Annotated in this window: 12 protein-coding genes; 10 read left to right on the plus strand and 2 right to left on the minus strand. The window is 58.0% G+C overall.

What is annotated here, in order from left to right:
• The first annotated feature begins 3 nt into the window (after positions 1-3).
• Complete coding sequence (locus AC3IUE_RS03870; RefSeq protein ID WP_033058141.1) at positions 4-438, plus strand: type II toxin-antitoxin system RatA family toxin; 435 nt, start codon at positions 4-6, stop codon at positions 436-438.
• Positions 431-745, plus strand: coding sequence for an RnfH family protein (locus AC3IUE_RS03875; RefSeq protein WP_489265678.1), 315 nt, complete (start codon positions 431-433; stop codon positions 743-745). Before AC3IUE_RS03870 ends, AC3IUE_RS03875 begins: the two co-directional genes overlap by 8 nt.
• A 61-nt stretch (positions 746-806) precedes the next feature.
• Here the strand turns inward: AC3IUE_RS03875 and AC3IUE_RS03880 are convergent, their stop codons facing one another.
• Positions 807-1,334, minus strand: a complete 528-nt coding sequence (locus tag AC3IUE_RS03880; protein WP_033058138.1) for an outer membrane protein assembly factor BamE — start codon at positions 1,332-1,334, stop codon at positions 807-809.
• A gap of 97 nt (positions 1,335-1,431) precedes the next feature.
• Here AC3IUE_RS03880 and fur point away from each other — a divergent pair, with 97 nt between their 5' ends.
• Positions 1,432-1,836 (plus strand): ferric iron uptake transcriptional regulator, encoded by a 405-nt coding sequence (gene fur, locus AC3IUE_RS03885; protein ID WP_003197684.1) that lies wholly within the window; start codon positions 1,432-1,434, stop codon positions 1,834-1,836.
• Between the two features lie 75 nt (positions 1,837-1,911).
• Here fur and recN read toward each other — a convergent pair whose 3' ends face one another.
• Positions 1,912-3,585, minus strand: coding sequence for a DNA repair protein RecN (recN, locus tag AC3IUE_RS03890; protein WP_046045780.1), 1,674 nt, complete (start codon positions 3,583-3,585; stop codon positions 1,912-1,914).
• A 241-nt stretch (positions 3,586-3,826) separates the two neighbouring features.
• Between recN and grpE the strand changes: the two genes are divergently transcribed.
• The 7 genes from grpE to greA all read left to right on the plus strand — a co-directional run bounded on the left by grpE (position 3,827) and on the right by greA (position 13,859).
• Complete coding sequence (gene grpE / locus AC3IUE_RS03895; RefSeq protein WP_046045781.1) at positions 3,827-4,393, plus strand: nucleotide exchange factor GrpE; 567 nt, start codon at positions 3,827-3,829, stop codon at positions 4,391-4,393.
• A 102-nt stretch (positions 4,394-4,495) separates the two neighbouring features.
• Entirely contained in the window at positions 4,496-6,412 is a 1,917-nt protein-coding gene (dnaK, locus tag AC3IUE_RS03900) for a molecular chaperone DnaK (RefSeq protein WP_008149038.1), read from the plus strand.
• A gap of 297 nt (positions 6,413-6,709) precedes the next feature.
• Entirely contained in the window at positions 6,710-7,834 is a 1,125-nt protein-coding gene (dnaJ, locus tag AC3IUE_RS03905) for a molecular chaperone DnaJ (RefSeq protein ID WP_461996934.1), read from the plus strand.
• A 9-nt stretch (positions 7,835-7,843) separates the two neighbouring features.
• A complete protein-coding gene (gene dapB, locus AC3IUE_RS03910) occupies positions 7,844-8,650 on the plus strand; it encodes a 4-hydroxy-tetrahydrodipicolinate reductase (protein WP_046045783.1) in 807 nt (268 codons plus the stop codon).
• A 259-nt stretch (positions 8,651-8,909) separates the two neighbouring features.
• Complete coding sequence (gene carA, locus AC3IUE_RS03915; RefSeq protein WP_046045784.1) at positions 8,910-10,046, plus strand: glutamine-hydrolyzing carbamoyl-phosphate synthase small subunit; 1,137 nt, start codon at positions 8,910-8,912, stop codon at positions 10,044-10,046.
• A gap of 118 nt (positions 10,047-10,164) precedes the next feature.
• Positions 10,165-13,386, plus strand: coding sequence for a carbamoyl-phosphate synthase large subunit (gene carB, locus AC3IUE_RS03920; RefSeq protein ID WP_489265683.1), 3,222 nt, complete (start codon positions 10,165-10,167; stop codon positions 13,384-13,386).
• Entirely contained in the window at positions 13,383-13,859 is a 477-nt protein-coding gene (gene greA / locus AC3IUE_RS03925) for a transcription elongation factor GreA (protein WP_046045786.1), read from the plus strand. Before carB ends, greA begins: the two co-directional genes overlap by 4 nt.
• Position 13,860 lies beyond the last annotated feature (1 nt).

The raw sequence follows: 13,860 nt of genomic DNA on the forward strand, positions 1-13,860 counted from the left end.
GACATGACGACACATATTCAACGTTCGGCCCTGCTGCCGTATCCGGCACAAGCGCTGTATGACCTGGTCAACGACGTGGCACGTTACCCGGAATTTCTGCCGTGGTGCTCATCGGCCGAAGTCCTGGAGAGTTCTCCTGAGCATATGCGCGCTAGCGTCGGTGTGGCCAAGGGCGGTCTCAGTCAGCATTTCGTAACGCGCAACACGCTGGTGCCTGGGCATTCGATCGAGATGAACCTCGAGGAAGGCCCGTTCAATCAACTGCATGGCGTCTGGGTGTTCAAACCGTTGGGCGAGAAAGCCTGCAAGATCAGCCTGGACCTGTCGTTCGATTACGCCGGGCCGATTGTCCGCGCGACCTTGGGGCCGTTGTTCAATCAGGCGGCCAATACGCTGGTGGATGCCTTCTGCCAGCGCGCCAAACAGATGCATGGTTGAGGCCGTGATCGACGTTGAAGTGGTGTATGCCGCCATTGATCGTCAGGTGCTCCTGTCGGTGTCGGTACCGGCAGGAACAACTGTGCGGGCGGCTTTGCTGATGTCAGGTGTCGGCGAGGCGTTTTCCGAGCTGGATCTGGCCAGTTGCCCGGTAGGAATCTTCGGCAAAGTGATCGCTGATCCGGACAAGCATCCTGTCCAGGCTGGAGATCGCATCGAGATATACCGGCCATTGCTGGCTGATCCGAAAGAGGTTCGTCGGTTGCGCGCAGCCAAGGCTGCTGAGGCCAAAACCCGGAATCAGTGACTCGCTCAAATGCTGGACAATAAAAAACCCGGACATGCCGGGTTTTTTATTGCGTCGCAAATTATTGCGGCGAGGTTTCCAGAGGTTCTGGAGTCGGGACTGGAACGGTTTCTACACCGTCGACGTCCTTCTGGATCTGGTCCAGCAACGAACCTGGCTTGACCGGTTTTTCTGGTTTCGGCTTCTCGGCGTTTTCTGTTGGCGCAGCAACTGTTGTGCCGCTGTCCTTGCCGAGAATGGCTTCGTCGCGGCTCACGCCTGGCATGAAATCACCAGAGAGGCTGACAAGCTGGTCATTTGGGTTGAAGATAACGCTAATGCGTTCCTGTTGGCGTTCACCGCCACCCGGTTGCAGGCTGTACAGATAATCCCAGCGATCGGCATGGAACGTGTCGGTCAACAGAGGGTTGCCCATGATAAACCGTACTTGCTTGCGGGTCATTCCCGGGCGTAACTGGTCTATCATGTCCTGCGTGACGACATTGCCCTGCTGGATGTCGATTTTGTAAACCCCGGGGAATGAACAACCGGCGAGTGCGAGCAGTCCCACAAAGGTGAAACTGGTTAGCAAGAGCTTGGTGTTTTGCATCGGTGGGCGACTTCCACTATCTTGGCTGGGACAACGTAAACGCCGATCATACCCGCATTAAGAGAAGCTGCGAAGCAGCATCGCGAGAAAGCTGACCATGGTTGAAAATAGCGAACTACGCAAAGCCGGCCTCAAAGTGACCCTTCCACGGGTCAAAATTCTGCAAATGCTCGATTCCGCCGAGCAACGCCACATGAGTGCCGAGGACGTCTACAAGGCGCTGATGGAGGCTGGTGAGGACGTCGGTCTGGCCACGGTTTACCGTGTCCTGACCCAGTTCGAGGCAGCTGGCCTTGTGGTGCGGCACAACTTCGACGGGGGCCATGCGGTCTTCGAGCTGGACGACGGCAAGCATCACGACCATATGGTCAACGTCGAGACCAGTGAAGTGATCGAATTCTTCGACGAAGAAATCGAGCGACTGCAGAAGGCAATCGTCGACAAGTATGGCTTCGAGATGGTTGATCACAACCTTGTACTGTACGTACGCAAGAAAAAGTAAGCATGTCGCGCGAACTTAAGGTTCGCGAAACGAGCGAAGGCGACCCCAGGGTCGCCTTCGTGCTTTCTGCCGGTCTTAAATTTTCGCGGTGACAACCATTTTCCTGGCGTGAGCCAGAGATTCCTTTGTAAGGTCGATGCCTCCCAGCATCCGCGCCACTTCTTCGACACGATCGTTCTTGCTCAGCTTGGAGACGGCTGTGTGAGTGGCATCTTCGCCGCGCACTTTGTGTACGAATAGATGTTGATGTCCCTGCGCAGCTACTTGCGGCAAGTGAGTTACCGTCAATACCTGCCCGCGCTCCCCAAGTCGACGCAGCAACTGACCTACAATCTCGGCGGTCGGGCCGCCGATGCCCACGTCCACTTCGTCGAACACCAGAGTCGGTACGCGGGAGGTCTGCGCGGTGATCACTTGAATCGCCAGGCTGATCCGTGACAATTCGCCGCCGGATGCCACTTTTGCCAGCGCTTTCAAAGGTTGGCCCGGGTTAGCACTCACCAGCAGCTCTACCTGCTCAAGGCCATTGGGTAGCAGTTCATCGCTACTGTTGGGGCGAAGCTCGATAGTGAAGCGCCCACCCGGCATGCCCAGTCGCTGAATTTCCTGCTCCACGGCGCTGGCCAGGCTGCTCGACGCCTGATGGCGCAAGTCGCTCAGCTCACGAGCCTTCTCCTGATAATGACGGGCATAGGAGGCCAGTTCATCGCTCAGTCGCTCAATGGATTCGTCGTTGGCATTCAGGGTTTCGATTTCATCCAGCAAGCGCTGCTGCATCTCGGCCACTTCAGTCGGCTGGATGCGGTGTTTGCGCGCCATGGTATAGATCGCATCAAGGCGTTCCTCCAGGTACTGAAGACGCGCTGGATCGGCATCGAAGTTATCAAGGAAGCGGTTCAGTTCTCCCACGGCTTCTTCGACCTGGATCTGTGCGCTGGTCAGCAGGCTGCTGGCTTCACCCAGGGCCCCAATCGAGTTGTTGACGCTCGAAAGGCGATTGAGGCTGGCGGTGAGGGCATTCAGCACATTCCCGGAATCACTTTCGCTGCATTGCTCGACCACCTGCCGGCAAATGCCCAGCAGGGTTTCGGCGTTGGTCAGGTTCTTGTGTTCCTGTTCCAGCTGCTCAAGCTCGTTTTCGCCGAGGCCGAGGTTTTCCAGCTCTTCGAGTTGATAGCTGAGCAATTGATGGCGAGCGCGCTGCTCGTCGCCGGAGTTGGAAAGGCGTTCCAGCTCCTGGCGGGTCTGGCGCCAACGTTGGGCGGCCAGGTGTACCTGACGGGCAAGGTCCGTTGCACCGGCGTACTCGTCGAGCAGACGGCGGTGCGTGTCGGTCTTGAGCAGGGATTGATGTTCATGCTGGCTGTGGATATCGATCAGCAGTTCACCCAGGGCTTTGAGGTCGCCGAGGGGGCAGGGCGTGCCGTTGATGTAGCCACGCGAACGCCCTTCGGCGGTGATCACCCGGCGCAGGATGCACGGGCCGTCGCTCTCCAGGTCACGCTCGGCCAGCCAGGCACTGGCTTCCGGGATATCGACCAGGTCGAAGGTTGCCAGGATATCGGCCTTGTCGGCGCCGGGACGGACCACGCCGCTGTCGGCGCGATCGCCCAGGGTCAGGCCGAGGGCGTCGAGCATGATCGACTTGCCGGCGCCGGTTTCCCCAGTGATCACGCTCATCCCGCGATCGAGTTCGAGATCGAGATGTTCAACGATGGCGTAGTTATGTACGGACAGGTGCACCAGCATAAAGGCCGCTCCCAGGCTTTAGGTCTGGTTATTTATACAGTGTTTTGTTTCTGGCTGACAATGCCCTCACTTAGCTCTATTTGCTTGATCCGACGAAATCCTTACTGCGCCCGGGAATGACAATGCAGCTGTTTTTTGTAGGGTTAATAAATAAGCGCCCCTTGAAGCTGAATTTTGCGGCCCCATATAGCTGGGCAGAAGCGCGAGTTGAGCTCGCGGACGATATTGAAAGGAGAAATCTATGGCTGACGAACAGACAGTGGATACGCAAAATCTAGACGCCGATCAGGCTGCCCCGGATTCGGGTGATGAACTGGCGGCGCGTGTTCAAGTGCTCGAAGAGCAATTGGCTGGCGCTCATGATCAGGCTTTGCGTGTTGCGGCTGATCTGCAGAACGTCCGCCGTCGCGCCGAGCAGGATGTAGAAAAGGCTCACAAGTTCGCACTGGAGAAATTCGCCGGTGACTTGTTGCCGATCATCGACAGCCTGGAGCGTGGTCTGGAGTTGTCCAGCCCGGACGACGAAAGCATTCGTCCAATGCGCGAAGGCATCGAGCTGACCCTGAAAATGTTCCAGGACACCCTGAAGCGTTATCAGCTGGAAGCGATCGATCCGCACGGCGAACCGTTCAACGCCGTTCAGCATCAGGCAATGGCCATGCAGGAAAGCGCTGACGTCGAGCCGAACAGCGTGCTCAAGGTGTTCCAGAAGGGCTATCAGCTCAACGGTCGCCTGCTGCGCCCGGCCATGGTCGTGGTCAGCAAGGCGCCGGCGCCGGTTTCGCCTTCGATTGACGAGCAGGCTTGAAATTAGCCGCAAGGCCCCCATTTAGAAGTCAAGCGTTTAAGTGCTACCGCAGTTAGCCACCACTGCTGCGGCAACCAAATCCAAAGTTTCGGGAGAGTGAACATGGGCAAAATTATCGGTATCGACCTGGGGACTACCAACTCCTGCGTCTCCGTGCTTGAAAACGGCGTAGCCAAAGTTATTGAAAACGCTGAAGGCACGCGTACCACGCCGTCGATCATCGCTTACGCCAACGATGGTGAAATCCTCGTTGGCCAATCGGCCAAGCGTCAGGCTGTGACCAATCCGCACAACACCCTGTATGCGGTGAAGCGTCTGATCGGTCGTAAGTTCGACGAAGAAGTCGTACAGAAAGACATCAAGATGGTCCCGTACAAAATCGCCAAGGCTGACAACGGCGATGCATGGGTTGAAGTGAACGGCCAGAAAATGTCGCCGCCACAAATCTCGGCTGAAATTCTGAAGAAAATGAAGAAGACCGCCGAAGACTACCTCGGCGAGCCAGTGACCGAAGCGGTGATCACCGTTCCGGCCTACTTCAACGACAGCCAGCGTCAAGCCACCAAAGACGCCGGCCGCATCGCGGGCCTGGACGTAAAACGTATCATCAACGAACCAACCGCAGCTGCTCTGGCTTACGGTATGGACAAGGCGAAGGGCGATCACACCGTGATCGTTTACGACTTGGGCGGCGGTACTTTCGACGTTTCCGTGATCGAAATCGCTGAAGTCGATGGCGAGCACCAGTTCGAAGTACTGGCCACCAACGGTGACACGTTCCTGGGCGGTGAAGACTTTGACATTCGTCTGATCGACTACCTCGTCGACGAATTCAAGAAAGAAAGCGGCATGAACCTTAAAGGTGACCCGCTGGCCATGCAGCGCCTGAAAGAAGCCGCTGAAAAAGCCAAGATCGAACTGTCTTCGAGCAATTCGACCGACGTGAACCTGCCGTACATCACTGCAGACGCCACCGGTCCTAAGCACTTGAACGTGAAAATCTCCCGCGCCAAGCTCGAAGCGCTGGTAGAAGACCTGGTTCAGCGCACCATCGAACCTTGCCGCATCGCTCTGAAAGACTCGGGCATCGACATCGGCGCCATCAACGACGTGATCCTGGTCGGCGGTCAGACCCGTATGCCACTGGTTCAGAAGCTGGTGACCGAGTTCTTCGGTAAAGAAGCACGTAAAGACGTGAACCCGGACGAAGCGGTTGCCATGGGTGCTGCTATCCAGGGCGCAGTATTGGCCGGTGACGTGAAAGACGTTCTGCTGCTGGATGTTAGCCCGCTGACTCTGGGTATCGAAACCATGGGCGGCGTGATGACCGCGCTGATCGAGAAAAACACCACGATTCCTACCAAGAAATCGCAAGTGTTCTCGACTGCCGACGACAATCAGGGCGCTGTGACCATTCACGTGTTGCAAGGTGAGCGTAAGCAAGCCGCTCAGAACAAGTCTTTGGGCAAGTTCGACCTGGCCGAGATTCCACCAGCACCACGTGGCGTGCCACAAATTGAAGTGACCTTCGACATCGACGCCAACGGCATTCTGCACGTAGGCGCCAAAGACAAGGCTACCGGCAAGACTCAGTCGATCGTGATCAAGGCCAACTCCGGTCTGTCCGAGGAAGAAATTCAGCAGATGATTCGCGATGCTGAAGCCAACGTCGACGCAGATCGCCAGTTCGAAGAGCTGGCAACCGCTCGCAACCAGGGCGATGCACTGGTTCACTCGACTCGCAAAATGGTCGCAGACGCTGGCGATAAAGTGACTGCTGAAGAGAAGACTGCAATCGAAGCTGCTGTTGTTGCGCTGGAAGCCGCTGTCAAAGGCGACGACAAGGCTGCAATCGAAGCCAAGGTTGAAGAGCTGTCGAAAGTCTCCGCTCCAGTAGCGCAGAAGATGTACGCCGAGCAGGCTCAACCTGCTGAAGGTGCTGCACCGCAAGGCGAATCGGCTGAGAAGGCTGACGACGTCGTCGACGCTGAGTTCGAAGAAGTCAAAGACCACAAGTAAGTTGTTGGTCGGCCGGTTGACTGCCTTTAGGCAGTGACTGGTAGGATGTCGCCGCGCGGGGGCTTGCTCCCGCGTTGGCGTGTCTGGAGTTAGCGAATTTTTACAGCATGCGACAACGCTCGGGTGCTGATGGTATGGCCGGGAATGCTCCTGCTTTTCGAGCCGAAAGTACCGCATCGAATCAAAGACCAGGATCGTTGAATTGACGTGAGTTGGGTCCGGGCCTGTATTGGGGCTCAACGAGTTTGGCAAGGCTCAGGAGAGGTTTGCCGAACGTCCTTAAGAGTGCAAAGACTTATGGCAAAGCGTGACTATTACGAAGTATTGGGTGTTGAGCGTGGCTCAAGCGAAGCAGACCTGAAGAAGGCCTACCGTCGCCTGGCGATGAAGCACCACCCGGACCGTAATCCCGATGACAAAGCGTCGGAAGATATGTTCAAGGAGGCCAACGAGGCCTACGAAGTACTGTCCGATTCCAGCAAGCGCGCGGCCTACGACCAGTACGGTCATGCCGGTGTCGACCCGAGCATGGGCGGCGGCGGTGCCGGGTTTGGCGGTCAGAACTTCTCCGACATCTTTGGTGATGTCTTCAGTGACTTCTTCGGCGGCGGTCGCGGCGGTTCTCGTGGCGGCGCTCAGCGCGGCAGCGACCTGCGTTACACCCTGGAACTGAATCTGGAAGAAGCGGTGCGCGGTACAACCGTGAATATCCGCGTTCCGACATTGGTCAACTGCAAGCCGTGCGACGGTTCGGGTGCCAAGAAAGGCTCCTCGCCGGTGACCTGCCCGACGTGCGGCGGTATCGGCCAGGTTCGCATGCAGCAAGGCTTCTTCTCGGTGCAGCAAACCTGCCCGCGCTGCCATGGCCAAGGCAAGATCATTTCTGATCCGTGCAACTCCTGCGACGGCCAGGGCCGTGTCGAAGAGTACAAAACCCTCTCGGTGAAAGTGCCGGCCGGTGTCGATACCGGTGACCGCATTCGTCTGTCCGGCGAAGGCGAGGCGGGTGCTCAGGGTGGTCCGACGGGCGACCTGTACGTGGTGATCAACGTGCGTGAGCACGCGATCTTCCAGCGCGACGGCAAGCACCTGTTCTGCGAAGTGCCAATCAGCTTTGTTGATGCTGCGCTGGGTGGCGAGTTGGAGATTCCGACCCTTGATGGTCGAGTCAAACTGAAAATCCCTGAAGGGACTCAGACCGGCAAGCAGTTCCGTGTTCGCGGCAAGGGCGTTGCGCCAGTGCGCGGCGGCGGTGCTGGTGATTTGATGTGCCGTGTGGCGGTTGAAACCCCTGTCAATCTGGGGCGTCGTCAGCGCGAACTGCTGGAAGAGTTCCGTAGCTCGCTGGCAGATGACAACAGTCATTCGCCTAAAACCACTGGTTGGTTCGAAGGCGTGAAGCGCTTCTTCGGCGATTTGTAAGGAGTCGGCATGCGACGTATAGCTGTGATGGGCGCTGCCGGGCGCATGGGCAAGATCCTGGTCGAGGCGGTTCAGCAACGTGCGCCGCTGACCGGGTTGACGGCAGCCATCGTACGCCCCGGCAGTACGCTGATTGGCGTGGATGCTGGTGAACTGGCCTCGCTGGGGCGTATCGGCGTTCCGCTGTCCGGCAATCTGGACGCGGTGGCTGATGAGTTCGACGTGCTGATCGACTTCACGCTCCCGGAAGTCATGCTGAAAAACCTGGCGTTCTGCCGTAAGGCGGGCAAGGCCATGGTGATCGGCACGACGGGGCTGGACGCCGCGCAGAAGCAGTTGCTGGCCGAGGCCGGCAAGGATATTCCGATCGTGTTCGCAGCCAATTTCAGTGTCGGTGTAAACCTGTCGCTGAAGCTGCTCGACATGGCTGCTCGTGTGCTGGGTGATGATGCGGATATCGAGATCATCGAGGCTCATCATCGGCACAAGATCGATGCGCCTTCGGGTACGGCCCTGCGCATGGGCGAAGTCATCGCCAATGCGTTGGATCGTGATCTGCAAAAGGTCGCGGTCTATGGTCGTGAAGGTCACACCGGTGTGCGAGAACGTGAAACGATCGGCTTCGCGACTGTTCGCGGTGGTGATGTGGTCGGCGATCATACGGTGCTGTTCGCCTGTGAGGGTGAGCGACTGGAGATCACGCATAAAGCGTCCAGTCGCATGACCTTCGCCAAGGGCGCGGTACGTGCTGCGTTGTGGCTGGACGGTCGTGAGCCGGGTCTTTACGACATGCAAGACGTGCTCGATCTGCGTTAAGATGCCCCTGAAATCGGGTTCCAACACAGTGTTTGGGCCCGGTTTTATTACGCCAAGCGACGTCCTGTCGCATTCCCCGGCCTTTAAGGCTCATTGGCGGTAGACCAAAAATGCCTTTTTCTGTAAGCTACAGCTTTAGTGTGTCCACTAAAAGCGCGCAGAATTATTCGGTGAAGAAGCGGGGTGACGTGTCCATACGTCACTCCGCTTTTTTACAACCTGCGATCGCCCTTTCAGGCTTTATTTACGGGAGGTCTTCTTGACTAAGCCAGCCATACTCGCCCTTGCTGATGGCAGCATTTTTCGCGGCGAAGCCATTGGAGCCGACGGTCAGACCGTTGGAGAGGTGGTGTTCAACACCGCCATGACCGGCTATCAGGAAATCCTTACCGATCCTTCCTACGCCCAACAGATCGTTACCCTGACTTACCCGCACATCGGCAACACCGGCACCACGCCGGAAGACGCCGAGTCCGACCGCGTCTGGTCCGCGGGCCTGGTTATCCGTGACCTGCCACTGGTTGCGAGCAACTGGCGTAACACGATGTCTCTGTCCGACTACCTGAAAGCCAATAACGTTGTGGCAATCGCAGGTATCGACACTCGCCGCCTGACGCGCATCCTGCGTGAAAAAGGCGCGCAGAACGGCTGCATCATGGCCGGTGACAACATTTCCGAAGAAGCCGCCATCGCCGCCGCTCAGGGTTTTCCTGGCCTCAAAGGCATGGACCTGGCGAAAGTCGTCAGCACCAAAGAGAAGTACGAGTGGCGCTCGACTGTCTGGGATTTGAAAACCGACAGCCACGCGACCATCGAAGCTTCCGAGCTGCCGTACCACGTGGTTGCCTACGACTACGGCGTCAAGCTGAACATCCTGCGCATGTTGGTCGAGCGCGGTTGCCGCGTGACCGTGGTGCCGGCACAGACACCCGCTGCTGAAGCGCTGGCATTGAAGCCAGACGGTGTGTTCCTGTCCAACGGCCCTGGCGATCCGGAGCCTTGCGACTACGCGATCCAGGCGATCAAAGACGTGCTGGAAACCGAAATTCCGGTCTTCGGTATCTGCCTTGGTCACCAACTGCTGGCCCTGGCCTCCGGTGCCAAGACCTTGAAAATGGGTCACGGCCACCACGGTGCCAACCACCCGGTCCAGGATCTGGATACCGGTGTGGTGATGATCACCAGCCAGAACCACGGTTTCGCGGTAGACGAAACGACCCTGCCAGCCAACGTCCGCGCGATCCACAAATCGCTGTTCGACGGCACCCTGCAAGGTATCGAGCGTACCGACAAGAGCGCCTTCAGCTTCCAGGGTCACCCGGAAGCCAGCCCTGGCCCGAACGACGTAGCACCACTGTTTGATCGCTTCATCAATGAAATGGCCAAGCGACGCTGATCGCTCGCCTTGATGTTGCATAGCTTGAGGGCGGTCCCGCAACCGGCGACCCCCTCAAGGCTTCAAAGATTGAACAAGACGGCTTGCCGACTGACCTGCGGATTTGAGTGACAAACCCATGCCAAAACGTACAGACATTAAAAGCATCCTGATTCTCGGCGCTGGCCCGATCGTGATCGGCCAGGCCTGCGAATTCGACTACTCCGGCGCCCAGGCCTGTAAAGCCCTGCGCGAGGAGGGTTACCGCGTCATCCTGGTGAACTCCAACCCAGCGACCATCATGACCGACCCGGACATGGCCGACGCCACCTACATCGAGCCGATCAAGTGGCAGACCGTTGCCAAGATCATCGAGAAAGAGCGTCCGGACGCGCTGCTGCCAACCATGGGTGGCCAGACCGCTCTGAACTGCGCACTGGATCTGGAGCGCGAAGGCGTTCTGGAGAAGTTCGGCGTAGAGATGATCGGCGCCAATGCTGACACCATCGACAAGGCTGAAGACCGTTCGCGTTTCGACAAGGCGATGAAATCCATCGGCCTGGACTGCCCGCGTTCGGGTATCGCCCACAGCATGGAAGAGGCCAACGTGGTCCTCGAGAAGCTTGGCTTCCCGTGCATCATCCGTCCGTCCTTCACCATGGGCGGCACCGGTGGCGGTATCGCTTACAACCGTGAAGAGTTCGAAGAAATCTGCGCCCGCGGCCTCGACCTGTCGCCGACCAAAGAGCTGCTGATCGACGAATCCCTGATCGGCTGGAAAGAATATGAGATGGAGGTTGTCCGCGATAAGAAGGACAACTGCATCATCGTCTGCTCGATCGAAAACTTTGACCCGATGGGCGTGCACACCGGTGACTCGATCACCGTTGCTCCGGCACAAACCCTGACGGACAAGGAATACCAGATCATGCGTAACGCCTCATTGGCGGTACTGCGTGAGATCGGTGTGGAAACCGGCGGCTCCAACGTTCAGTTTGGCATCTGCCCGGACACTGGCCGTATGGTCGTGATCGAGATGAACCCGCGTGTATCCCGCTCTTCGGCGCTGGCCTCGAAAGCCACTGGTTTCCCGATTGCGCGTATCGCCGCCAAGTTGGCGATCGGCTACACCCTGGACGAGCTGCAGAACGAAATCACCGGCGGCGCGACTCCTGCATCCTTCGAGCCGTCCATCGACTACGTCGTGACCAAGCTGCCACGCTTCGCCTTCGAGAAATTCCCGAAAGCCGACGCGCGCCTGACCACTCAAATGAAGTCGGTGGGTGAAGTCATGGCCATCGGCCGGACTTTCCAGGAATCCCTGCAGAAAGCCCTGCGCGGTCTGGAAGTGGGCGTTTGCGGCCTGGACGAGAAGCTCGACCTGAGCAATCCGGAAAGCATGAGCATCCTCAAGCGCGAACTGACCGTGCCGGGTGCCGAGCGTATCTGGTACGTGGCTGACGCGTTCCGCGCCGGTCTGTCGGTCGAAGACATCTTCGGCATGAACATGATCGACCCGTGGTTCCTGGTCCAGATCGAAGATCTGATCAAGGAAGAAGAGAAGGTCAAGACCCTGGGTCTGGCCAGCATCGACCGCGACGTGATGTTCCGCCTCAAGCGCAAAGGCTTCTCCGACATGCGTCTGGCCAAGCTGCTGGGCGTGACCGAGAAGGCTCTGCGTCGCCACCGTCACAAGCTTGAGATTTTCCCGGTCTACAAGCGCGTTGACACCTGCGCGGCCGAGTTCGCCACCGACACTGCCTACATGTACTCGACTTACGAGGAAGAGTGCGAAGCCGCGCCATCGGGACGCGACAAGATCATGATCCTCGGCGGTGGTCCTAACCGTATCGGTCAGGGTATCGAGTTCGACTACTGCTGCGTACACGCGGCACTGGCCCTGCGCGAAGACGGTTACGAGACCATCATGGTCAACTGCAACCCGGAAACCGTTTCCACCGACTACGACACCTCCGATCGCCTGTACTTCGAACCAGTGACCTTGGAAGACGTGCTGGAAATCGTCCGCGTCGAGAAGCCGAAAGGCGTGATCGTCCAGTACGGCGGCCAAACCCCGCTGAAGCTGGCTCGTGCCCTGGAAGAAGCCGGCGTGCCGATCATCGGTACCAGCCCTGACGCTATTGACCGTGCCGAAGATCGTGAGCGCTTCCAGCAAATGGTCGAGCGCCTGAACCTGCGTCAGCCGCCAAACGCCACCGTGCGCAGCGAAGACGAAGCGATTCGTGCGGCCAGCAAGATCGGTTATCCGCTGGTGGTTCGTCCGTCCTACGTACTGGGCGGCCGCGCGATGGAAATCGTTTACGAAGAAGAAGAGCTCAAGCGCTACCTGCGTGATGCGGTGAAAGTGTCCAACGACAGCCCGGTGCTGCTCGATCACTTCCTCAACTGCGCCATCGAAATGGATGTGGATGCGGTCTGCGACGGCACCGACGTGGTGATCGGCGCGATCATGCAGCACATCGAGCAGGCTGGCGTTCACTCCGGTGACTCCGCGTGCTCCCTGCCGCCGTACTCGCTGCCTGCACACATCCAGGACGAGATGCGCGAACAGGTCAAGAAAATGGCCCTGGAACTGGGCGTTGTCGGCCTGATGAACGTTCAGTTGGCGCTGCAAGGCGAAGACATCTACGTCATCGAAGTCAACCCGCGCGCTTCCCGTACCGTACCGTTCGTGTCCAAGTGCATCGGTGTTTCCCTGGCGATGATCGCGGCTCGCGTGATGGCCGGTAAAACCCTGAAGGAAATCGGTTTCACCAAAGAAATCATTCCGAACTTCTACAGTGTGAAAGAGGCGGTGTTCCCATTCGCCAAATTCCCTGGCGTGGACCCGATCCTGGGCCCAGAGATGAAGTCCACAGGTGAAGTGATGGGCGTGGGCGACACCTTCGGTGAAGCGTTTGCCAAAGCCCAAATGGGCGCCAGCGAAGTGCTGCCGACCGGCGGTACCGCATTCATCAGCGTACGCGATGACGACAAGCCACTGGTTGCAGGCGTGGCCCGTGATCTGATCAACTTGGGCTTCGAAGTGGTCGCCACTGCCGGTACTGCCAAGCTGATCGAAGCCGCAGGCCTGAAAGTGCGTCGTGTGAACAAGGTGACCGAGGGTCGTCCGCACGTGGTCGACATGATCAAGAATGACGAAGTCACCCTGATCATCAACACCACCGAAGGTCGTCAGTCGATCGCTGATTCGTACTCCATTCGTCGTAATGCCTTGCAGCACAAGATTTACTGCACCACTACCATTGCTGCTGGCGAAGCTATCTGCGAAGCGCTGAAGTTCGGTCCCGAGAAGACCGTGCGCCGCTTGCAGGATCTACACGCAGGATTGAAGGCATGATCAAATACCCAATGACCGTCAAGGGCGCAAAAGCCCTGGAAGAAGAACACGCTCACCTGACCAAGGTCGTCCGTCCGAAGCTCAGCCAGGACATCGGTACGGCCCGCGAGTTGGGTGACTTGAAAGAAAACGCCGAATACCACGCTGCTCGCGAGCAGCAAGGTATGGTCGAGGCGCGGATCCGCGACATCGAAGGCCGCATGCAAAACGCGGTGATCATTGATGTCACGACCATTCCTCACACCGGCAAAGTGATCTTCGGCACCACCGTTGAAATCGCCAACGTCGAGACGGATGAAAGCGTCACTTACCACATTGTTGGTGAGGATGAGGCTGACTTCAAACTCGGCAAGATTTCGGTCGGTTCGCCATTGGCCCGCGCCTTGATTGCCAAGGAAGAGGGTGATGTGGTTGCCGTGAAAACGCCTGGCGGCGTTATCGAGTACGAGATTGTCGAAGTTCGCCACATCTGAG

The sequence above is a fragment of the Pseudomonas sp. GL_093 genome (assembly GCF_057837605.1).